The organism is Amycolatopsis sp. NPDC004625 (genome assembly GCF_040609695.1).
Lineage (GTDB): Bacteria > Actinomycetota > Actinomycetes > Mycobacteriales > Pseudonocardiaceae > Amycolatopsis.
The window spans coordinates 174,630-195,993 of record NZ_JBEXKX010000001.1; the positions used below are offsets into that span (position 1 = coordinate 174,630).

18 protein-coding genes and 2 tRNA genes are annotated in these 21,364 nt (G+C 71.8%); 11 read left to right on the forward strand and 9 right to left on the reverse strand.

Annotation, left to right across the window (positions count from 1 at the left end):
- Positions 1-184 precede the first annotated feature (184 nt).
- From ABZW17_RS00820 to ABZW17_RS00830, 3 genes are all read left to right on the forward strand, one after another.
- Positions 185-1,225, forward strand: a complete 1,041-nt coding sequence (locus tag ABZW17_RS00820) for a 3-isopropylmalate dehydrogenase (RefSeq protein WP_354808234.1) — start codon at positions 185-187, stop codon at positions 1,223-1,225.
- Positions 1,226-1,483: 258 nt separating this feature from the next.
- Positions 1,484-3,088 carry a citramalate synthase gene (gene cimA, locus ABZW17_RS00825; protein ID WP_354808236.1) on the forward strand — a complete coding sequence of 535 codons (1,605 nt, stop codon included), beginning with the start codon at positions 1,484-1,486 and terminating at the stop codon, positions 3,086-3,088.
- A gap of 31 nt (positions 3,089-3,119) precedes the next feature.
- Entirely contained in the window at positions 3,120-3,890 is a 771-nt protein-coding gene (locus ABZW17_RS00830) for a fumarylacetoacetate hydrolase family protein (RefSeq protein WP_354808238.1), read from the forward strand.
- On the opposite strand, the gene ABZW17_RS00835 is transcribed toward ABZW17_RS00830, so the two are convergent.
- A complete protein-coding gene (locus ABZW17_RS00835; RefSeq protein WP_354808240.1) occupies positions 3,887-5,137 on the reverse strand; it encodes an FAD-dependent oxidoreductase in 1,251 nt (416 codons plus the stop codon). The two genes, ABZW17_RS00830 and ABZW17_RS00835, sit on opposite strands and share 4 nt — an antisense overlap.
- 501 nt (positions 5,138-5,638) lie before the next feature.
- Between ABZW17_RS00835 and ABZW17_RS00840 the strand changes: the two genes are divergently transcribed.
- From ABZW17_RS00840 to ABZW17_RS00850, 3 genes are all read left to right on the forward strand, one after another.
- The gene (locus ABZW17_RS00840) at positions 5,639-6,373 is read left to right on the forward strand and encodes an HAD family hydrolase (RefSeq protein ID WP_354808605.1); all 735 of its coding nucleotides are present in this window, start codon (positions 5,639-5,641) and stop codon (positions 6,371-6,373) included.
- Between the two features lie 49 nt (positions 6,374-6,422).
- Positions 6,423-6,494 (forward strand) — tRNA-Gln (locus ABZW17_RS00845).
- Positions 6,495-6,595: 101 nt separating this feature from the next.
- Positions 6,596-6,671 (forward strand) — tRNA-Glu (locus ABZW17_RS00850).
- Between the two features lie 504 nt (positions 6,672-7,175).
- Here ABZW17_RS00850 and ABZW17_RS00855 read toward each other — a convergent pair.
- The 5 genes from ABZW17_RS00855 to ABZW17_RS00875 all read right to left on the reverse strand — a co-directional run bounded on the left by ABZW17_RS00855 (position 7,176) and on the right by ABZW17_RS00875 (position 12,150).
- Positions 7,176-7,568, reverse strand: a complete 393-nt coding sequence (locus ABZW17_RS00855) for an Lsr2 family protein (protein ID WP_354808242.1) — start codon at positions 7,566-7,568, stop codon at positions 7,176-7,178.
- 331 nt (positions 7,569-7,899) lie between these two features.
- Positions 7,900-10,164: a tetratricopeptide repeat protein gene (locus tag ABZW17_RS00860; RefSeq protein WP_354808244.1), complete on the reverse strand. Its 2,265-nt coding sequence runs from the start codon at positions 10,162-10,164 to the stop codon at positions 7,900-7,902.
- Positions 10,165-10,279: 115 nt separating this feature from the next.
- The gene (locus ABZW17_RS00865; RefSeq protein ID WP_354808246.1) at positions 10,280-11,044 is read right to left on the reverse strand and encodes a TIM barrel protein; all 765 of its coding nucleotides are present in this window, start codon (positions 11,042-11,044) and stop codon (positions 10,280-10,282) included.
- An 86-nt stretch (positions 11,045-11,130) separates the two neighbouring features.
- Entirely contained in the window at positions 11,131-11,718 is a 588-nt protein-coding gene (locus ABZW17_RS00870; protein WP_354808248.1) for a hypothetical protein, read from the reverse strand.
- Between the two features lie 66 nt (positions 11,719-11,784).
- The gene (locus ABZW17_RS00875; protein ID WP_354808250.1) at positions 11,785-12,150 is read right to left on the reverse strand and encodes a DUF6292 family protein; all 366 of its coding nucleotides are present in this window, start codon (positions 12,148-12,150) and stop codon (positions 11,785-11,787) included.
- A 159-nt stretch (positions 12,151-12,309) separates the two neighbouring features.
- Here ABZW17_RS00875 and ABZW17_RS00880 point away from each other — a divergent pair, with 159 nt between their 5' ends.
- From ABZW17_RS00880 to ABZW17_RS00890, 3 genes are read left to right on the forward strand one after another with little or no spacing between them, the layout of a single operon-like run.
- Positions 12,310-13,761: a hypothetical protein gene (locus ABZW17_RS00880; RefSeq protein WP_354808252.1), complete on the forward strand. Its 1,452-nt coding sequence runs from the start codon at positions 12,310-12,312 to the stop codon at positions 13,759-13,761.
- The gene (locus ABZW17_RS00885) at positions 13,758-14,810 is read left to right on the forward strand and encodes a hypothetical protein (RefSeq protein ID WP_354808254.1); all 1,053 of its coding nucleotides are present in this window, start codon (positions 13,758-13,760) and stop codon (positions 14,808-14,810) included. Before ABZW17_RS00880 ends, ABZW17_RS00885 begins: the two co-directional genes overlap by 4 nt.
- A 28-nt stretch (positions 14,811-14,838) precedes the next feature.
- A complete protein-coding gene (locus ABZW17_RS00890; protein ID WP_354808256.1) occupies positions 14,839-15,438 on the forward strand; it encodes a TetR/AcrR family transcriptional regulator in 600 nt (199 codons plus the stop codon).
- A 197-nt stretch (positions 15,439-15,635) separates the two neighbouring features.
- On the opposite strand, the gene ABZW17_RS00895 is transcribed toward ABZW17_RS00890, so the two are convergent.
- The 3 genes from ABZW17_RS00895 to ABZW17_RS00905 form a co-directional block, all read right to left on the reverse strand.
- Positions 15,636-16,049 (reverse strand): Lsr2 family protein, encoded by a 414-nt coding sequence (locus ABZW17_RS00895; protein ID WP_354808258.1) that lies wholly within the window; start codon positions 16,047-16,049, stop codon positions 15,636-15,638.
- Positions 16,050-16,299: 250 nt separating this feature from the next.
- On the reverse strand, positions 16,300-16,485 hold the full coding sequence (locus ABZW17_RS00900) for a hypothetical protein (protein WP_354808260.1): 186 nt from the start codon (positions 16,483-16,485) through the stop codon (positions 16,300-16,302).
- Between the two features lie 617 nt (positions 16,486-17,102).
- Complete coding sequence (locus tag ABZW17_RS00905) at positions 17,103-17,777, reverse strand: HU family DNA-binding protein (RefSeq protein ID WP_354808262.1); 675 nt, start codon at positions 17,775-17,777, stop codon at positions 17,103-17,105.
- A 638-nt stretch (positions 17,778-18,415) separates the two neighbouring features.
- On the opposite strand from ABZW17_RS00905, the gene ABZW17_RS00910 reads away from it, so the two are divergent.
- Positions 18,416-20,167, forward strand: a complete 1,752-nt coding sequence (locus tag ABZW17_RS00910; protein ID WP_354808264.1) for an ATP-binding protein — start codon at positions 18,416-18,418, stop codon at positions 20,165-20,167.
- A gap of 35 nt (positions 20,168-20,202) precedes the next feature.
- Positions 20,203-21,363: an exonuclease SbcCD subunit D gene (locus ABZW17_RS00915; RefSeq protein WP_354808266.1), complete on the forward strand. Its 1,161-nt coding sequence runs from the start codon at positions 20,203-20,205 to the stop codon at positions 21,361-21,363.
- The last annotated feature ends 1 nt before the right edge of the window (position 21,364 follow it).

The window sequence follows — 21,364 nt, forward strand, 5'->3', positions numbered from 1 at the left end:
GGATTTCCGCCGGGGGCGCCCCGCCCACATTCACCCGATTGGGTGTCTCACCCTGCGGGAGGATGCGGCATAAGGGTGGTGCGGCTACGGCGGTTTGTCTACGGCCGGTAACCTTCCGGCTGCTGGCGTTTTGTTGCGATGGACCATCGGTGCGGCCGGTGGTCCGGTCGACGGAGGTGTGTGGATGCGGCTCGCGGTGATCCCAGGAGACGGGATCGGGCCCGAGGTGGTCTCCGAGGCGCTGAAGGTGCTCGGCGAGGTAGTACCGACGGCGGAGATCACGAACTACGACCTCGGCGCGGCGCGATGGCACTCGACCGGTGAGCTGCTCCCGGAGTCGGTCCTCGGCGAGCTCCGCCAGCACGACGCGATCCTGCTGGGCGCGGTCGGCGACCCGTCGGTGCCGAGCGGCATCCTCGAGCGCGGCCTGCTGCTGCGCCTGCGGTTCGAGATGGACCACCACGTCAACCTGCGCCCGGCGCGGCTCTACCCGGGCGTCCGGGGACCGCTGGCCGACGCGGGCGACGTCGACATGGTCGTCGTGCGCGAAGGGACCGAAGGCCCGTACGCGGGTACTGGTGGTCTGCTGCGCAAGGACACCGAGCACGAGATCGCGACGGAGGTCAGCGTCAACACGGCGTTCGGCATCCGGCGCGTGGTCGCGGACGCGTTCAACCGCGCCGAGGCCCGGCCGCGCAAGCACCTGACGCTGGTGCACAAGACCAACGTGCTCGAGTACGCGGGTTCGCTGTGGTCGCGGATCGTCGAAGAGGTCTCGCTGGAGCACCCGGAGGTGACGGTCGCCTACTCCCACGTGGACGCGGCGACGATCCACCTGGTGACGGACCCGTCCCGGTTCGACGTCATCGTGACGGACAACCTGTTCGGCGACATCATCACGGACCTGGCGGCCGCGGTGACGGGCGGCATCGGCCTGGCGGCGAGCGGCAACCTGGACATCACCCGGCGGAACCCGAGCATGTTCGAGCCGGTCCACGGCTCGGCGCCGGACATCGCGGGCCAGGGCCTGGCCGACCCGACGGCGGCGGTGCTGTCGGTGGCGCTGCTGCTGGACCACCTGGGGCAGAAGGAATCGGCGCGGCGGATCGAGGCGTCGGTGGCGTTCGACCTGGCGACGCGGGACCAGTCTTCCCCGGGGGCGACGCAGGCCATCGGTGACCGGCTGGCGGCGCTGGTCTCGTCGAACGTGCGGACGGCCGGCTGAGGTTTCCCGGAAGAGCCCCGCACTTCGGTGCGGGGCTTTTTTCGTGCCCGGAGGCTTCCCGGATGGTGGGAGCTTCGCCCAGTTCCTGGACTCGTCCGCGACCGCTGTGGCATGATGCGACCGTGACCAGCTTCGCGATCATTATCGACGAGCGCGCCGGACGATAGCTCCACAAGAGCACCCGGCGCGCAACCTCTCGCACCCTGCGGGAGGTTTTTTTGTTGCCTTGAAACGCCAGGAAGACGCTAGGAGAAGCCCGTGACCCGCCAGGAGCCCGCCGATACGCCGCTCGGCGATGCCTTCCACCTCTACGACACGACCCTGCGCGACGGGGCGCAGCGGGAGGGCATCACCTACTCCGTCCAGGACAAGCTCGCCGTCGCGCGGCTGCTGGACGAGCTCGGGGTCGGGTTCATCGAGGGCGGCTGGCCCGGGGCGCTTCCCAAGGACACCGAATTCTTCGCCCGCGCCGCGAAAGGCGAACTGAAGCTCCGCCACGCCGCCCTCGTCGCGTTCGGGGCCACCCGCAAGGCCGGCACCACCGCCGACGTCGATCCGCAGGTCCGGGCCCTGCTCGACAGCGAAGCACCCGTTGTCACGCTCGTCGCCAAGTCCGACCTGCGGCACATCGAACGCGCTCTCCGCGTCGACGTCGACGAGGCCTGCGCCATGGTGAAGGACACCGTCGAGTTCCTCACGAAGGAAGGCCGGCGGGTCTTCCTCGACGCCGAACACTTCTTCGACGGCTACGCCCATTCCCCCGAGACCGCCCTCCGGGTCCTCGACGCCGCCGCGCACGCGGGTGCCGATGTCCTCGTGCTCTGCGACACCAACGGCGGGCAGCTGCCGCTCGGGCTGGCGGAAACGGTCCGCGACATCAAGGAAAAGACCGGGTTCCGGCTCGGGATCCACTGTCAGGACGACACTTCCTGCGCCGTGGCGAACTCCGTCGCCGCGGTGCAGGCCGGCGTGACGCACGTGCAGTGCACCGCCAACGGTTACGGGGAACGGGCCGGCAACGCCGACCTCTTCGCCGTGACGGGAAACCTGGTGACCAAGCTCGGCCTCGACGTCCTCCCGACCGGAGGCGCCGCCGAGCTCCCCCGGGTCTCCCATGCCCTTGCCGAAATCGCGAACATCGCCCCCTACACCCACCAGGCCTACGTAGGGGCGTCGGCCTTCGCCCACAAGGCGGGACTGCACGCGAGCGCGATCAAGGTGGATCCGTTGCTGTACAACCACATCGATCCATCCTCCGTCGGCAACGACATGCGGGTACTGGTCACCGAGATGGCCGGCAGGGCCAGCCTCGAGCTCAAGGGACGTGAGCTCGGGGTCGACCTTGCCGGCCGGCCCGAAGCGCTGACGAGCGCCATCACGAAGGTCAAGCGCCTCGAAGCGGAAGGCTGGTCCTTCGAGGCCGCCGACGCCTCCCTGGAACTCCTGCTGCGTCAGGAAGCCGACGTCCCCGTCGAAGCGCCGTTCCAGCTCGAGTCCTACCGCGTGGTCCTCGACCACCGCTCCGACGGCGAGGTCGTGGCCGAGGCCACGGTGAAGGTGCACGTCGGCGGGCAGCGCGTCATCGCCACCGCCGAGGGCATCGGGCCGGTGCACGCCCTCGACGCCGCCCTGCGGCAGGCGCTCTCCCCGCACCTGTCCTGGTTGGACAGTGTGGAGCTGGCCGACTACAAGGTGCGCATCCTCACACGGCACCCCGGCACCGACGCGGTGACGCGCGTGCTGGTCGAGAGCACCGACGGCGAACGCGAGTGGACCACCGTCGGGGTGCACGGCAACATCGTCGAGGCCAGCTGGCTGGCCCTGTGCGACGCGCTGGTGCACAAGAGCACGACCGTGCACTGAGTCACGGGCCGGGCGCACGTAGACTGAGCCCGTGCGCCTAGCCCGAATTGCTCATCCCGGTGGTGTCGCGTTCGCCTCGATCGAAGGCGACGGTGACGACGCCCAGGTCCTCGAAATCGCCGAACACCCCTTCGGCCAGCCGAACTTCACCGGCAAGCGGTGGCCGCTGGCCGACGTCCGGCTGCTCGCGCCGATCCTGCCGTCCAAGGTGATCGCCGTCGGCCGCAACTACGCCAAGCACGCGGCCGAGTTCGGCAACGAGGTGCCCAGCGACCCGATGCTGTTCATCAAGCCCTCGACCACGGTCATCGGGCCCCACGCGGCCATCCGCCGCCCCTCCGGCATCGGCCGCGTCGACTTCGAGGGCGAGCTGGCCATCGTCATCGGGCAGCCGGTGAAGAACGTGCCGGCCGCCCGCGCCGCGAGCGTCATCCTCGGCTACACGATCGCCAACGACGTCAGCGCCCGCGACCTCCAGAAGGCCGACGGCCAGTGGGGCCGCGCCAAGGGCTTCGACACCTTCTGCCCGATCGGCCCGTGGATCGAGACCTCGATCGACGCCGCCGACCTGGCGCTGAGGAGCGAGGTCGACGGCGAGCTCAAGCAGGACGGCCGTACTTCGGACCTCGTCCACAAGATCCCCGAGCTGGTCGAGTTCGTCTCCGGCATCATGACGCTCCTGCCCGGCGACATCATCCTCACCGGCACCCCCGAGGGCGTCGGCCCGATCGAGGGCGGCCAGAGCGTCTCGATCACCATCGAAGGCATCGGCACCCTGACCAACCCGGTCGAAGAGGTCTAGCCCCGGCCGGCCGGCTCCATCGGCCGCCGGGCGAACGCCGGAGCGTGCTCCGGCCGCAGCCCGAGGCCGAGGAGCCGGGCCGGGAAGTACGCCAGCCCCGGGAACCGCGCGAACGCCCTGACCATCGGCTCCGGCGGCCCGTTGCGCTTGCCGGTCATCACCCCGCGCACCACGGTCCGGTGCATCAGCCGTTGCAGCCCCTGCACCAGCAGCGTCGGCGCGAGCCGCCGGCTGCGCACCTTCGCCAGCTCGGCCCCCGTCGGGCGGCCCCGGCGCAGCGGCTCGGCCAGCAGCGTCGCCGCCGCGACCGCGTCCTGCACCGCCAGGTTGATGCCGACGCCGCCGATCGGCGACATCGCGTGCGCCGCGTCGCCGATGCACAGCAGCCCGTCGACGTGCCACCGGCGCAGCAGGTTGAGCCGCACGTCGAGGAACTTGACGTCGTCCATCGCCTCGAGTTCGTGCACGCGGTCGTGGAACTCGGGGCAGATCTGCGTCACGTTCTCGCGGAACGCCTCGATGCCCTGCTTGCGCAGGTCTTCGCCCTTCGGTGCGAGGTAGGCGACCTGGTAGAAGTCCGGCCGGGGGAGCGGTACGGCGAACCGGCGGTCCCGCATCTTCGGCAGCAGCATGCCGCCCGCCTCGCCGTCGTTGCGCGAGAGCCGGAACCACCAGACGTCGAACGGGCAGTCGTACTCCCGCGGCACCAGACCGGCTTCCCGGCGGGCCAGCGACCAGCGGCCGTCGGCGGCGATCACCAGGTCGGCGCGGATTTCGCCGGTCTCACCGGCGCTCGTGCGGTAGGTGATGCCCGCCACCCGGCCGTGCTCGCGCACCAGGCCGGTGCACTCGGTCTCCATCCGCTGGACGAACGTCGGCTCCTTGCGCGCGCTCTCGGCGAGCAGGTCGAGGAAGTCCCACTGCGGCACCATCGCGATGTACGGGTGCGCCACCTTCAGCCGGGTGAAGTCGGCCAGCTTCATCAGCTCGCCGTTCTCCTGCGGGAAGCCCGCCGCGGTCAGCTCGCTGTGCGGCAGCGCGTGGAACTTCTCGCCCAGACCCAGTTCGTCGAGCAGCGTCAGCGTCGACGGGTGGACCGTGTCCCCGCGGAAGTCGCGCAGGAAGTCGGCGTGCTTCTCCAGCACGGTCACCTCGACGCCGGCCCGGGCCAGCAGCAGTCCCGTGACCATCCCGGCCGGCCCGCCACCGATGACGACGCAGGTCGTGCGCTCGGTCATCTCGACCATCTCCCTTATTCATCGCGTGTTGAATAAGTTGAGGATGCACCCGCTCGACACCGGCGTCAAGGGGTGTGACCGGAGATACGCTGATCGGGCGAAGGCGGGCCGAGGGCCCCGGCGGTGAACGGAAACCGTCCAAACGCGACAGTTCGTCGGCCGTGCGCCCCGCGCGGGCGACGCCGCCGGCCGGGTGCCGATGCGCCCTTGTGGACTGAAGGAATTTCCCGGCCGCACAACGGTTTCGCGTGGTGCGAGATCCGGCACCGGAGGAGGCGACAGCGCCCGTGTGCGGTGCCGGATAACCGAACGGGGACGGTTCGCCAACTGGGAGTAGAGCCGGTGCGCCGGAACAGGGGAGCGGCAATCACCTCTTTGGCAGCGTCGCGAACGCGGCGGTTGCCCTAGCCTCACTGGGTGGATTTCGCCGTGGCACCCCGGACCCCTTCGCGAACCGCCCCGCCCGCCGCGGCGGCCGCCGAGCCCTGGTCACCGCCCGAGCTCCGGCTGGTGTGCCTGGACATCGACGACACGCTCATCGACTGCACCGCGGCGATCCGCCGCAGCCTCCACATCCTCACCGGCCGGGGCGATCTGTGGCCGTTGTGGGACCTGATCACCGAGGAGCACGTCGCCCTCGTCGTCGCCGGCGGGCTCGACTACGCGACCATGCACCAGCGCCGCACCGAATGCTTCCTCGCCGAAATCGGCATCCTCGCCGACGCCGAGCAGGTGAGCTCGTTCGAGCGTCGCCGAAGAGAACTGCTCGACCACTCGTGGCAGCTGTTCGACGACGTCGTCCCGTGCCTCGAATGGCTCCGCGCGGCCGGCCTGGTTCTGGCCGCGGTGACGAATGCCTCGGGCGCCCACCAGCGCCGGAAAATCGCCGACCTGGGCCTGGCGCCGTTTTTCGACCACGTCGCCATCGCGGGCGAGCTGGGGGTCGCGAAACCCGACCCGGTGATGTTCCACACGGTGTGCCTGGGCCTGGACTGCGCCCCGGCCCAGGCGGTCCACGTGGGCGACAAACTGGACACGGACGCGATCGGCGCCCGCGACGCGGGCCTGGGCGCGGTCTGGCTCGACCGCGACGGCATCGGCGAGCGCGCCCCCGAGGGCGTCCACACGGTCGCCGGCCTCGCGGAGCTGCCTGAGCTGCTGGTTTCGGAGTACGCCACGATCGGCGTCCCCGCCCAGCGCGGCAGTGGCACCCCCGCGTTCACCGTCCGGAACGGCGTGCTCTAGTATTTCTTCTCGTGCGGTGCTGAACCGGCCAGCCGGAGCAGTACCTCACTGGGGTATGGTGTAATTGGCAGCACGACTGGTTCTGGTCCAGTTAGTCTAGGTTCGAGTCCTGGTACCCCAGCTGCGGAGAGTGACCCCCCTGCAGGTCGGGAAATCGGCTCTGGTAGGTTCTCTCCAGCAAGAAAAACAGAAAAGCCCCTGGGAAACCAGGGAAGATCCTAAGCCCCCGTCGTCTAGCGGCCTAGGACGCCGGCCTCTCACGCCGGTAGCGTGGGTTCGAATCCCATCGGGGGTACCAGCAAGACCGTCGAAGCCCGTCTGACCCAGGTCAGGCGGGCTTTTGTGGTTGGTCGGCGGCTTGATTCGGTGCGGCTCCGGGGATTGTTCCTGCGGCGAGTACCGGCGCGGGAGAAGAGCTCTCGGGGGGTGCGATGGCGGGCCTCGGCGGTCCGGGACGCCAACCCGATTTGGTGCTTCGCGGCCATGGGGCCTCGCCGCCAGCGCGCCTCGGCAGCGCTGGACTTCGGCGCGCCGGAGGGGCGGCGAGGTCTCGCCGCGGCCCAGCTTCGGTGCGCTGAACATTGTGCGCCGGAAGGGCGGCGAGGGCTCGCCACGGCCAGCCGCGGTGCGCCGAACATTGCGCGCCGGAATTAAGCGCAGCGTGCCTTCAGTGGCGCCGGACATTGCCGCGTCGGGAACGGCTCTGTGGCTCACCACAGCGTGCCTCGGCGGTACCGGACCGCCACCGGACCGCCACCGTGGACCGGGCAGCCGTCCCCGGCGCAGGCGCAGGACCGCCGGGTCAGGCGGCCGCGCTCTTGCGGGATGCGCGCCTCGGCGGGGTCGGCGCGTCGCCCGCCGTGTGGGCCTGCTCGTAGGCCGTCACCACCTGGGAGGACAGGCGGCCGCGCTCGGAGATCTCGTAGCCGTTGGCCGCCGCCCAGGCGCGGATCTGCTGGTTGCGCTCGCGGTCGGACGTCGTCATCGCCGGGCGGGTGGCCGCCGTGCGGGCGCGGCGGCCCGCCAAGCGGCGGCCGGCGCCGATGTAGCGGGAGAATTCGTCGCGCAGGGCCGTGGCGTTCTCGTCGGACAGGTCGATTTCGTAGGTGACGCCGTCGAGGCCGAACTGGACCGTCTGGGCGGCGGCGCTGCCGTCGATGTCGTCCAGGATCTCGACGAGGACTTTCTGGGCCATTGACTGCTCCTCGGGTGGATGCGTCCAGGAACGTGTGGCAGGTCGGGGTGCACAATGGGGGACGTTCTCCCCGGCGAGTGTATCCACAAAGCCGCCGGAAAGGGAAATACCGCGCCCGGTGGCGGCGGTGCGGAAACGCGCGATCAGCCGTTCTTCCTGCGATCCGGGCGTGTCGCGCATTCCGGGGAAACGACGTGAGGCCGTTCGGCGTAGTCGGTGCCGGGTGGTGGCGAAATGTCACAGATTCGCCTCATCGAGTGATGATCGGCGTATTCGCCGCGGAAAACCGGTGGTCTGTCCGCTGTGGAGGGTGCGGACCCGGTGCCGTGCCTCACCGCAACGCCGGAGGCCGCTCCAGCGCGGTCAACCGGGCCCGGACGCGCCGGGCGTCCGCGGTCCGGTTCTGGGTTTCGAACATCGCGAGCGCGGTGCGCCACGCGGTTTCCGCCGCCACCGGGTCCGCCGTGGCCGCGTGGACTTCGGCGATGTCCACCTGGGCGTTGGCTTCGGCGAATTCGTCGCCGATGTCGTGGTAGACGGGGATGGAACGGCGGAAGTAGCGCAACGCCTCCGCGTACCGGCCCGTTCTCTTCGCGATGTAACCGAGGCTGTGCAGCGCGCACACCTCGTACCGGCGATCACCGCGGCGGACCAGCATGTCCAGCGCCGCGGTGCAGTACTCCCGCGCCGACTCGAATTCGCCCAGCATCGCGTGGTGCCAGCCCATCGCGTTGAGGGCGTTGGCTTCGTCGTTCGCCTGGCCGATCGACCGGAACAACCGCGCCGCTTTCAGCGCGTAGCCGATGGCTGTCCGGTGGTCGGCGCCCAGTTCCGCCAGGTGCGTCAGGACGCCGTAGGTGTGCGCGAGCGCCTCGGTGAAGCCGTGCTCCTCGTTGGTCCGCCGCGCCTGCTCCAGGTACGCCGCCGCCTGCTCGCGGTCACCGAGGCGCAGCAGGTCGTAGCCCAGGTTGCGGACGATGATCGCGGTCGCCGCCGCGTCGCCCAGCTCCTCCGCGGCGGCGAGGGCGCGCCGCGAGGAGACCAGGTCCTCCGCGAACAACCCCCGCCGCCAGTGGAAGATGGCCAGCGCCTGCGCCAGCCGCCACACCCGGGCGTGCTTGCCCTGCGCGGCCGCCACGGCCTGGATCGCCAGCAGGGCGTCGTGCTCGGTGGCCAGCCAGGCCATCGCGGCGCCGACGTCCGGCGGCGACTCCGGCACGCACCCCTCGGCGGGCGAGCCCGGGTCGACCACCTCGGTGCGTTCGCGCAGCACCCGGTCGGCGGCGATCGCGGTGTGCACGTAGTGGTCGACCAGGCGGTCCAGCGCCGCGGTGCGTTCGCCGTCCGGGAGGTCGGCGCGGGCCCGTTCGGTGGCGTAGAGCCCGATCAGGTCGTGCATCCGGTACCGGCCGGGCCGTGGCTGCCCGACCAGGTGGGCGTTCTCGAGCACCCGCAGGACCTGCCCGGCCTTGGCGGCCGGCCAGCCCGCGAGGCCGGCCACGGCCGGCACGCCGACCTCCGGCACCGGTGCCGGCCCCAGCAGCCCGAACAGCCGCCGGGCGTCGGGGTCCAGGACGCCGTAGGACGCCGAGAAGACGGCTCTCAGGTTGGCGTTGAGTTCGCCGGCGTCGAACCCGTCGAGCCGCGCGGTCGTGTCGTGCAGCTCGTCCGCCAAGGTCTGCAACGGAAAGCCCGGGTTGCCGGTGGCGCGCGCCGCGACGATGCCGAGCGCCAGCGGCAACCCCGAGCAGTGGTCCAGCAGCTCGGCGACGGCGCCGGCCTCGCGGTCGGCCCTGGTCCGGCCCACGTGCCGGATCAGCAGCCGCCGGGCGTCGCCGGGGGCGAGGACGTCGAGCCCCACCGTCGTCGCGCCGTGCGAGGCGACCAGGCCGGCGAGCCGGTTGCGGCTGGTCACCAGGACCACGCAGGCCGACCGGCCCGGCAGCAGCGGGACGAGCTGCGCGGTGTCGCGGGCGTTGTCGAGCACGATCAGGAGGCGGCGGCCTGCGGTGAGGCTGCGGAACAGGCCGTACCGCGCCTCGGCCGCCAGGGGCAGCGACGACGGCGGGACGCCCAGCGCCTCGAGGAACCCCCGGACCACCGCCTCGGGCCGCGCCGGCGTGCCGCTCGCGTCGAAGCCGCGGAGGTTGGCGTACAGCTGCCCGTCGGGGAAGCCGTCCGCGTTCCGGTGGGCCCAGTGCAGGGCGAGCCAGGTCTTGCCGATGCCGCCCGCGCCGCCGATGGCCGAAATGGCGACCCCGTCGTCCCCGGCGGCCGCGCGGGTCAGCTCCGCCAGCTCCCGGTCCCGGCCGGTGAACCGGCGCGGGGGCGGCGGCAGCTGCCGCGGAACCGGGCGGGGCGGCGGCTCCGCGGGGCCGGTGAACACCGCGGCCACCAGCTCGGCGCGATCGCCGTCCGAAAGCTCCATCGCGTCGGCCAGCAGCTGCAGTGAACTGCGCTGCGGATTCCGCCGCGTCCCGGTCTCCAGCCCGCGGATCGTCCGGACCGACACCCCCGAGCGCTCGGCGAGCGCCTCCTGGGTCAGCCCGGCGTGGTGCCGGAAGCGCCTGAAGGTCGTGCTCGGCCGATCATCCACACCGATCTCCCCCTCGGTTTCCCTCCCCGTGCCACCGACGATAACGCCCGGCCGGTGGCACGGACCCGGGTCAGGGGCGTGGTGACCCCATCAGAGCAACGCCGGTGAGGGAGGCTCAGGCCTCGAGCCAGCCCAGCAGCGTCGCCGTCTCCCGTGGCAGCACCGCCGGGTCGTCGTCGGGGACGAACTCGAGGAGGACGTCCGCCGGGTGGTCCGCGACGAGCTCCAGCGCGGGCCGCCACAGGCGCTCGCGTTCGTGCAGGGGAAGGCGGTTCTGCCCCGGCCACCACGAGAAGACGTGGATCGCGCTGACCCGCTCCAGCAGCGTGGCCAGGCCGGCGAGGGCGTGCTCGTCCGGCGCGTCGACCGGTGGCTGCCAGTAGGTGGACAGCGCGTCGTGGCCGACGTCGTCGAGCAGGCGCAGGGTCGCCGCCGGGGTGTCCGCCAGCGTTCCGGAGTGGAACTCCAGCGCGACCGACAGGCCCCGGCCGGCGGCGATCGCCGCCGCCTCGCGCAGTGACGCCGTCACCCGCGAGCGGGACTCGGCGGACGCGTCCGCCGAGTCTTCGGTGCCGGCCCACACGCGGATCCGCGGCGCGCCGAGCGCGGCCGCGGCTTCGGCGAGGGCGCCGAACTCCGCCGTGCCGTCCCGGCCCGCGCGCCAGTACGAGCCGTACGAGCAGACCGCCAGTCCGTGGACGGCGGTCCGCTCGCGCACGTCCCGCAGGGCCGGCGCCGGGTGCGGGGGAGCGTGGACGTCGGCGCCCCACTCGACGACGTGCAGCCCGGCGGCCGCCGCGATCCGGGCCACCTCGGCGGCGGGCAGCGCGCGGAACGTCACCGAACACAGCCCGATCCGGTCTCGCGGGGTGGTCGGCACGCGGCGCCTCCGGGTGATCGCTTTTCGCGAGCCTAAGCGACGTCGGCCGCGGCGGACAAGGTGGAAAGCGCTTTCAGCGGGTTCGGTCAGCGCACCCGGCGGACCTCGTCCGGTGCGGCCTCGATGCCCGCGACCTGAACCCAGCCCCGGCCCCGGACGTGCCCGCGGGCCTGCAGATCCTCGAGCTGACGGCGGGGAGCGGAACCGGGGTCGTAGCTCTGGACGAGCCCTTCCCCGGTGTCGCCGAAGCTCCACAGCTGGGCGTAGACCTGCCCCGCGTGCCGCCAGCGCGCGTGGACGACGGACTTGCCCAGCAACGCTTCGAACCACTTCGCGCACTCGGCCGCGAGCCGCCGAGGCGGCCCCTTGACGTCGACGGCGAACCCGGTCGGCTCGTCCGGCAGGGTGAAGAGCTGGTTGTGCAGCTGGTCCCCGCGCGCCCGGTCGCCGAGGACGTGGACGCCGAAGTCGCCCAGCGAGACCCGCGCCTCGCTGTCGACCAGCGACACCACGGCGAGCAGCGACGGTTCGGTTTCCCCACGCGCGGCCCAGCTGTCGGCGAAGGGGACCGACCAGCGGCCGGCCGCTTCCCGGAGGGTGTCGAGGAAGGCGGTTTCGTCGGGGGAGAGGCCGGGGGTCTCCTCGTCCTCTTCGTAGGGGAACCAGTCGGTCATGACGCCAGGTTAGGGCCGCCGCCGGACCACGCGAAGCGCTTTGCGCGCCGGCGGCACCGGGCTCGGCTACGCCGGCGACCGGTCCTTCTCGCCGGGCGTGACCGGTTCCGCGCCCGGCTCGTCGGACCGGCGCACCAGGCGCTCCCCGCGTCCGGTCAGGGCCGTCAGGACGAAGTCGGCCACGGCTTCGGGCGGCCGGGCGCCCGGCAGCGTGGCCACGACCTGCACCGCGCCGTCCCGGCCGTCGTCCGCGGCGAGCTGCCAGCCTTCGCCGGGCGTCCAGAGCAGCAGGTAGTCGCTCGGTTCCCGCTCGCCGGCGCGGCCCGCGAAGCGGATGCGGCCACCCTCGAAGTCGCCGGTCCGGGCGCGCGTGTCCTCGGGCTGCAACCCGAGTTCGGCGGCCACGGCCTGCAGGTGCGGTTCGTTCGTCATGGCCCGCCCTCCTGTCGCAGCCGGGCTACCCGGCCGCGACCGGAGGGAAACGCCGTGTCGAACCACTGTCCACTGTGGACGCGAACCGGGGCTTGACGCCCGCACCTTGTCATTCATACATTCAGTGTCTCTTTGTATGAATGACGGGAGTTGGTCCGCATGCGGCTCGGCAAGACCGCCGTCGTCCTGGGTGGCAGTGCCGCGGGTCTGTGCGCCGCCGGTGCGCTCGCCCCGCACTTCGACCACGTGCTGGTGCTGGAACGCGACGACCTGCCCGCCGGGGCCGGGCACCGGCGCGGCGTGCCGCAGAGCAAGCACCCGCACTTCCTGCTGAACTCGGGGCGGCGCGCGATCGGCGCGCTGTTCCCCGGCTTCGAGGACGACCTCATCGCCGCCGGCGGCCTGCTGCTGATGCCGTCCATGGACGCGGCCTACCTCGACGGCCCGGGCTGGTCGGCCCGCAAGCGCAGCGCCATGACGATGGTCTACGGCTCGCGGATCCTCATCGAACGCGTGCTGCGGGAAAAGGTGCGCGAGCTGGGCAACGTCGTCGTCCGCGAAGGAGCGTCGGTGCGCGGCCTGACCACCCGCGACGGCGAGGTCACCGGAGTCACGTTCACGGCGGGCGAGGGCGACGAGCACGTCGGCACCGACTTCGTGGTGGACGCGATGGGCCGCGGGTCCCCGGTCGCCGGCTGGCTGGTGGCGGCCGGCTGGCCCGAACCCGAGGTGCGGACGCTCGACGCCAAGGTCACCTACACCTCGCGCTGGTACGACCTGCCCGCCGAACGGCCCGCGTCCTGGTGGTGGCGGCACCTGGTGATCATGCCGACACCGGACAAGGGCGAACACCCGGCCGAGCACGAGTACCTGGTCAACTTCTTCCCCGTCGAGGGCAACCGCGTCATCGCGTGCATGGGGTCGTGGGGTCTCGAAATGCCCAGCACCACCGACGCCTTCGTGGAGACGGCCCGCCGCGTCCGGACGCCGTTGTTCGCCGCCGCGATGGACCGGTGCGAGCCCGCCTCGCGGGTGCACCTGACCCGGTCGACCGGGAACAAGTGGCGGCGCTACGACCGCCTCCGGACCCCGCCGCGGCGGCTGGCGTTCGTCGGTGACTCGATCTGCGCGTTCAACCCCTTCTACGCCCAGGGCATCAGCTCCGCGTCGGGTTCGGCGTTGCTGCTGCGCGAGCACCTGTCCCGCGCCGGGGAGCTCGACGCGGAGTTCTCCGCGCGGTTCCTGGCCGCGCAGCGCAAGCTGCTCCGCGTGCCGTGGAGCCTGGCGATGGCCCGGGACCAGGGCTACGAGTGCGCGTCCGGCACCGAAAAGCTGCCCGAGTGGCGGCGGCGCATCGTCGCGGCGCTGTCGGCCCCGGCGTTCAGCCTCGTCGTCGGCGCCGCCCGGGAGGACGCCGTGGTCGACGAGCACTTCGCCAAGGTGTTCAACCTGGACGAATCACTGGGACAGATGCTGCGGAACCCGCGCGTGCTCGCCGGGCTGGTGCGCCACCGCGTCCGCACGGTGCTGGGGCGGCCGCGGGTGCCGTCCGGGTTCGACCCCCAGGCGGAACCGCCGTCGACGGACTACTCGGCGGCGGTCACGCGATGACCGCGGAGTGCGGGACGGCCGCCGAAGCCGTCACCCGCGGCCTCGGGTTCGACTGCCACGACGTCTCCGCGGTGGTTTCGGTCCGGCCGCCGTGGGAGCTCGCGCACTGGACGATGCCGCTGCTGGAACTGCTCGTCGTCGGCGGTGCGGTGTTCGCGCTGGTGCACGCGGTCCGCCGGTACCGCGCGGGCGATCCGGTGAACCTGGCGCTGTGGTGGGCCTCGCTGGTCTACCTCTTCGTCACCGAGCCGCCGCTGTACTTCCCGGAGTGGTTCGGGCTCGACCGCCTGTACGGCTTCATCTTCGCCCACAACCGGTTCACCGTGCAGTTCATGGCGGACCGGCTGCCGCTCTACATCGTGGCGTTCTACCCGGTGATCAGCCAGCTCGCCTACGAACTCGTGCGCTCGCTCGGGCTCTTCCGCCGGGGCGCGCTGACCGGCTCGGTGGCCGTCGCGTTCGTCTGCCAGGTGTTCTACGAGGTTTTCGACCAGCTCGGCCCGCAGCTGAAGTGGTGGGCGTGGAACCCGGGCAACACGATCGTGAACCACCCGGCGCTCGCCGCGGTGCCGATGACCAGCATGGTGCTGTTCGCGTCGGTTTCGATGGCGGCCATGACCTACCTGGTCGTGCGCCTGGCCGGGGCGCACCGCGGAGGGGCGCTGGTGCCGCGGATCCTGCTGGCCGGCGTGCTGACGCCGGTGGCCATGGCGATCGCGGGCATCCCGTCGGGACTCGCGGGCGAGAACACCACGGCGCGGGCGTGGATCCTCGGCGTCGAACTGGTCCTGATCTGGGTGGCCGGCGTCGTGATCGTCCTGCGGCGTGCCCGGCCGGAGACCTTGTCCGCTTTCACGCGGTACTACCCGGCTGTCTACCTGGGCGGGTTGCTCGTGTGCTGGATCGGTGCGCTGCCGGGGTACTTCGCCGCCCGCGACGGCGTCACCCCGGACGGCACCCCGGTCGGCAGCGGGCTCTACGCGCTCGCCTGCTTCGCCGCGGCCGGGCTGCTGCTCACGCTGTCGCGGAAAGCACCTGCCGCCGGCTGAACCCGCCGGCTCGGGGAAGATGGACCGCATGGGGCACCACGGATGGCAGGGCAACCCGCCCGGCACCGAAGACGAGGCACGCCGCCGGATCGTCGAAGCGGCGACGGCGTGCCTCGACCGGGCCGGCCTGGCCAAGACGAGCCTTTCCGACGTCGCCGCCGAAGCGGGCGTCACCCGCCAGACCGTCTACCGCTACTTCCCGGGCCTGAAGGACATCCTGCGCGCGGTGGCCCTGGCCGGGGTGGAGGAGTTCGCCGGGCGGATGGAACGCCACCTGGCCGCGTTCGGCAGCGCGGAGGAAGCCGCGGTGGAGTCCGTGGTGTTCGCGGTCCGGGCCATCCCCGGTGAGCCGCACATGGGCCTGCTGCTGCAGGCGGGCGAAGCCGACTTCTTCACCGACGGGGTCGTCTCCCCGCTGGCCTTCTCCTACGGCGCGCGGATCCTCCGCAACGTCCCGGTCGATTGGGCGGCCGCCGGCGTCACCACCGAAGCGGACCTGCACGGGCTCGCCGAGGTCCTGATGCGGCTGTTCCTGTCGTTCCTGCAGTACCCGTCGACCCCGCCGCTCACCGATGACGAACTGCGGGCCCTGGTCCGCCGGTGGATCGGGCCGGCGTTGCGCGGATAGTTTCGCTGTCGGTGTCCGCGCGGTCGCGCTGTGGTTTGTGAAAAGACTGCGCCGAATGCGATGACAATTCCTGACAACGCGGATCCTGTGACGGTGCCCACGTCCGATCCGGAATGCCGGACGCGGGCGGCGAGGAGGTTCAGTCCCCGCCGCCCGCGCGGGCGTGCTCTTTCCCCAGTGATCTGCCGGCCACCGCGTTACTTCTTGGCGGCGGCGACCTTCTTGCGCGGGGCACGCTTGCGCGGCGCCGCGGCGGGCGGCTCGGCCTCCTCGGCCTGGGCGGCCTCGTAGGCGGAGATCACCTCGGAGGACAGCCGCCCCCGCTCGGAAACCTCGTAGCCGTTCGAGTTGGCCCAGGCGCGGATCTGCTGGTTGCGCTCGCGGTCGGTGGTGCTGGTCGTGGTCGACTGGCCGGTCGCGACCCGGACCTTCCGGCCGCCGATGCGCCGGCCGGCCGCGATGTAGCGGGCCAGTTCGTCGCGCAGGGCGCCGGCGTTGTCGTCCGAAAGGTCGATTTCGTAGGTGACGCCGTCGAGGCCGAACTGAACGGTCTGGGCAGCGGTGCTGCCGTCGATGTCGTCCAGGATCTCGACGAGGACTTTCTGGGCCACGGGAATGCTCCTCAGCTGGATGTGCGTCCGGGGGAACGCGACATGTGACAAGTTGCACAATGGTCGGCGTTCTTCGGTGGAGTGTATCCACCCGAGGAGAGATCCGGCAATTTCCTCCCGCATACGCGGAACGGACGGCGGCCGGCCGGGTCCTGATAGGACTGGCCGGCCGCCGCGTTCCGGGCGAAAGGCCGCACCCGCCCGGTTCGCCCGGGAGCGGCAATACCGGCGGAAATGGCGGCCCGGGAATCTAGGTTCCGGAGGGTGTGGAGCCCTGCTCGCCGTGGTGGTGGGGCGGATCGGTGGCGAGCGCCTCGTCGGCGTCCCCTTCGGCCGGATCGGCCAGGTCGGCCTTCTCGGCGGCTTCTTTGGCCTCTTTGATGGACTGCCGGCTGCGGGCGAGGTCGTCCCCGGGCCGGTTTTCGTTCTCGGTCATCGCGACTCCTTGCCGGTCGGACGGGCTTTCTCCCGGCTACCCCGGCGGGCGTCCGGACAACCACGACCGGCCGATTCGGCCGGTCGTCACCCCACCGGGTGGGCGCGGGAATTCTTCGGCGGAGTGGCGGCGGATCGGGTGAGCGGGTGACCGGGACCGGTTCCGGACCGGAGAAACACCGTTCACCGCGGCCGGTGGTGGTTCCTGGACGCGCGGTGGGAATGCGAACGGAATGTCCGCGGGGGGAAGGGGATGGCATTCCGGACCCGGCGGCTGACGCGGGCTTGGCGTGCCGCGGTCTTCGTGCTCGGCCTGGGTGCGGGGAACCTCGCGCGGCTGCTCGCTGATGCGGGCTTGGCGTGCCGCGGTCTCCGTGCTCGGCCTGGGCGTGGAGGAATCTCGCACGGCTGCCCGCAGATGCCGGTCCGGCGAGAGGCGGCCTCAGCGGCCCGCAGAGTGCGAAACCCGTGCCGTCCGATCGGCAACGCCGTCGGCCGTGTTCGTGCGCCGAGAGGTGGCCTGAGCGCTGCCCGCGGCTGATGTTCGCCACAGCGGCCCCGAAACGGCGGAAGGGCCCCGCACCAGCCTGGTGCGGGGCCCTTCCGAGGTCGCCGGTGTTACTTCTTCTTGGCGGCCGACGTGCGCTTGGCCGGGGCCTTCGCCGCCGTCGTCTTCTTCGCCGCGGCGGTCTTGGTCGCCGCCGGCTTGGCGGCCGCCGTCTTCGCGCGGGTGGTGGTCGCCTTCGCGGTGGTGGCCTTGGCCGCCGTCGCCTTCGGGGCCGCCTTCGTGGCCGTCGCCTTGGTCGCGGTGGCCTTCGCCGCCGGCTTCGCGGCCGCCGTGCGGGTGCGGGTCGTGGTCGACCGCGTGGTGGCCGGCTTGGCCGCCGCCGCGCGGGTGGTGCGGGTCGTCGTCGCCTTGGCCGGGGCCGCCGCGGCCGCGGTCTTGGTGGCGGTCGCCCGGGTGCTGGTCGTCGCCGCGGCGGCGCGCTTGACCGGGGTGGCCTTCGGCAGCTTCTTGGTGCCGGAGATGACGTCCTTGAACGTGGTCCCGGCGCGGAACGCGGGCACGTTGGTCTTCTTCACCCGCACGGCCTCGCCGGTGCGCGGGTTGCGCGCGGTCCGGGCGGCGCGAGCGCGCTTCTCGAACACCCCGAAGCCGGTGATGTTGACCTTTTCGCCCTTGTTGACCGTCCGGATGATGATGTCGACCAGACCGTCAACGGCCTGCGAAGCCACCTTCTTGTCGCCCAGACGCTCCGACAGCGCCTCGATCAGCTGGGCCTTGTTCGTCATTCCAGTCCTCCATAGTGGAACTACTCGTCACGGCCCATCTCGGCCGACACTGCACACGGTATTACCAATACCGCACAAAATCCAACCGGGGGTCGAAATATTTCCTTGTACGGGGGCGGGTTCCGCCCCCTCCGGGGCCTCGCCCGGACGCCTTCCGGAACGCGGCCCGAACCTCCGTCATGCCCCTGATCAGGCAAAACCCGGTACCGGTGCCGTCCACAGTGGTCGTCCATATAGGACCCGAGGCCCTTCCGGAGAACTTTTCCCGCGACACGCCCGAGCGGGCGCCCCGGCGTGTGGCCGAAGCCACCCGGGGCCCGATCCCCCGCAGCGGCGGGGGATCGCGGGCCGCCCGGACGGCCGCCGGCGGCCTCCCGGGAGCCTCGCCGGCGCCGCGGGGGAGCCGGCCCGCGTGATTGGCCGACGGCACAGCAACTCCGGGCGGCCGCCGCCGGCCCGGAAGGGCCTGCGGTGCCGGAAAGATCTCCCCCGAAGGGTGAGCTCACTCGTTCGGCGCAGTCGTGGCCTGCGGCGGGAGTCCCCGGCACCGCCGCGGCAACGCCGTGTTGGGCGCGGGACTGTCGGTCCCCCGGGCTAGTCTGCCGCGGGAGGAACCCCCGGGTGCGACAGGGAGAACCGTGGACCAGGAGACGCTCACCACCGTCGTCGGACGGGTGGCAGGCACCGAGGACTCGACGCCGCTGCAGTTCTGCGTGGCCATCGATCCGGAAGCCTATCTGCAGCTCGACGACGTCGTCGTGACCCGGCGGGACCTGCCGGGACTCGGCGAAGTCACTTCCTACGGCGTCGTGACGCAGGTGAGCGCGCGGCACGAGGGCGCCAGCTTCGGCAGCGACGTCTTCCTGATCTCCGACGGGGTCCTGCCCGCCCAGGTGCAGGAGATCGCCGAGATCGCCACCACCCGCGTCGAGCCCGAATGCTACGTCCCGCCGAAGCCCGGGTCGGTCGTCGAACGCGCCAAGGGGGAGGATCGCGCGCAGGCGCTGTACTTCGACAACATGACCCGCCAGGTGGCGGTCGGGCTGGGCCGGGACGGCGAACCCGTCTACCTCAACATGGACTTCCTCGACGGCACCCGCGGCGCGCACGTCAGCATCTCCGGCGTCTCCGGCGTCGCCACCAAGACGTCGTTCGCGTTGTTCCTGCTGCACTCGATCTTCCGCGGCGGCGCCCTGCCCAACGCCCACAACGCCAAGGCCCTCGTCTTCTCCGTCAAGGGCGAAGACCTGCTGTTCCTCGACACCCCGAACAAGGCGCTCGACGAGAAGCTCACCGGCGAATACCTCAAGCTGGGCCTGCCCGCGGAGCCGTTCGCCTCCGTCGGGTTCTACGCGCCGCCCACGCCGTCGGACACCACGGGGAAGCCTTACGTCACCGGGCGGACCTCGGGCGTCGGCGCCTTCTGGTGGACCATCGCGGAGTTCTGCGCCCAGGACCTGCTGCCCTACGTCTTCGCCGACGCCGAGGACGAGCGCAACCAGTACACGATGGTCATCCACCAGGTCGCGAACCGCCTGCGCCACGACAGCACCCCGGCGGGCAAGGACGGCGCCGCGACCGTCGACGGCGTCCTGTGCCGCACCTACGCCGAGCTCGTCGACCTCATCTGCGACCGCGTCACCGAAGAGGAAACCCGCGCGAGCTGGGCGGGCGCGGTCACCGGCGCCGGCACGGTCAACGCCTTCATCCGCCGGTTGCGCTCGAGCCAGCGCGCGCTGAACGGCCTCATCCGCGGCGACCTCGCCGACCACCCGGCCCGCCGGCTGTCCACGGAGAACCAGCAGGTGACCGTCGTGGACATCCACAACCTCGTCGAGCGCGCGCAGCGGTTCGTCGTCGGCGTGACGCTCGCGGCCGAGACCGCGCGCAAGGAGGCGGCCGGCCCCGGCGGGCTGCTGTTCACCATGCTGGACGAGCTGAACAAGTACGCGCCGCGGGAAGGCAGCAGCCCCATCAAGGAGGTGCTGCTGGACATCGCCGAGCGCGGCCGCTCCCTCGGCGTCATCCTGATCGGCGCGCAGCAGACCGCCAGCGAGGTCGAACGCCGGATCGTCAGCAACAGCTCGGTGCGCATCGTCGGCCGCCTCGACGCCGCCGAGGCTTCGCGGCCCGAGTACGGCTTCCTCCCGGCCAGCCAGCGGGTCCGCGCCACGCTCGCCACGCCCGGCACGATGTTCGTGAGCCAGCCGGAGATCCCGGTGCCGATCGCCGTCGGCTTCCCGTTCCCCGCCTGGGCCACGCGGCTTTCCGAGGCCGGGCCGGTCCCGGCGGCCACCGCGGGGCTGTCGACGTCGAAGAAGAGCGATCCCTTCGCCGGCCTCCCTTCACGCGGCAGCGACCCCTTCGGTGACGACCCGCCGCCGTTCTGAGCCGCCCGCCCACCACCCGAACGGAAGGACGAAGTGTGAAGTTCCTGCACACCTCCGACTGGCACGTCGGCAAGACGCTCAAGGGCCGCAACCGGCTCGACGAGCAGCGGGCCGTGCTCGGCGAGATCGTCCGGATCGCGCGGGACGAGCGGTTCGACGCGATCCTCGTCGCCGGTGACCTCTACGAGACGTCGGCGCCGTCGGCGGCCGCGCAGGAACTCGTGGTGCGGGCGCTGATGGCGCTGCGCGAAACCGGTGCCGAGGTCATCGCCATCGCCGGGAACCACGACCACGCCGCGACCTTCGAGGCGTACCGGCCGCTGCTGCTGGCCGCCGGCATCCAGCTCACCGGCGATCCCCGCCCGGTGCACGACGGCGGCGTCGTCTCGTTCGACGCGCGTTCGACGGGTGAACGCGTCAACGTCGCCGTGCTGCCGTTCCTTTCCCAGCGCTACGCGGTCCGTGCCGCGGAGCTGCTCACCGGGACCCCGGCGGACAACGTCGGCCAGTACGACCAGCGCGTGCGCGACATCCTGGACCACCTCAAGTCCGGGTTCACCGACGGCGCGGTGAACCTCGTCATGGCGCACCTGACGGTGACCGGTGGCGCGATGGGCGGCGGGGAACGCGCGGCGCAGTCGATCTTCGAGTACCACGTGCCCGCGACGGCGTTCGGCGCCGAGCCGCACTACGTCGCGCTCGGCCACCTGCACCGGCGCCAGTCGCTGCCGGCCGCCTGCCCGGTGCACTACAGCGGTTCGCCGTTCGCCGTCGACTTCGGCGAGCAGGACAACACCAGCGTCGTACTGTCGGTGGAGGTGAGTCCCACGACACCGGCGAAGATCACCGACATCCCGTTGAAAGCGGGCCGGAAGCTGCGGACGGTCCACGGCACGGTGGCGGAACTGACCGGCCGCGCCGCGGAGTTCGGCGAGGACTACCTCCGCGTCTACGTCCGCGAAGCGACCAGGGCCGGGCTGCGGGAGGAGATCCAGGAAGCCCTGCCGAACGCCCTGGAAATCCGCATCGACCCGGAGTTCGCCGCGCCGGTGGCGACCTCGGGCGGCGACCGCGCGGTCGCGGACCGCTCGCCGGGGGAGCTGTTCGCGGCCTACTGCGCGGAGCGGACCGTCGACGACAAGCGCGTGCAGACGCTCTTCGCGCGGCTGCACGACGAAGAGACGAGCGGGGTGTGAC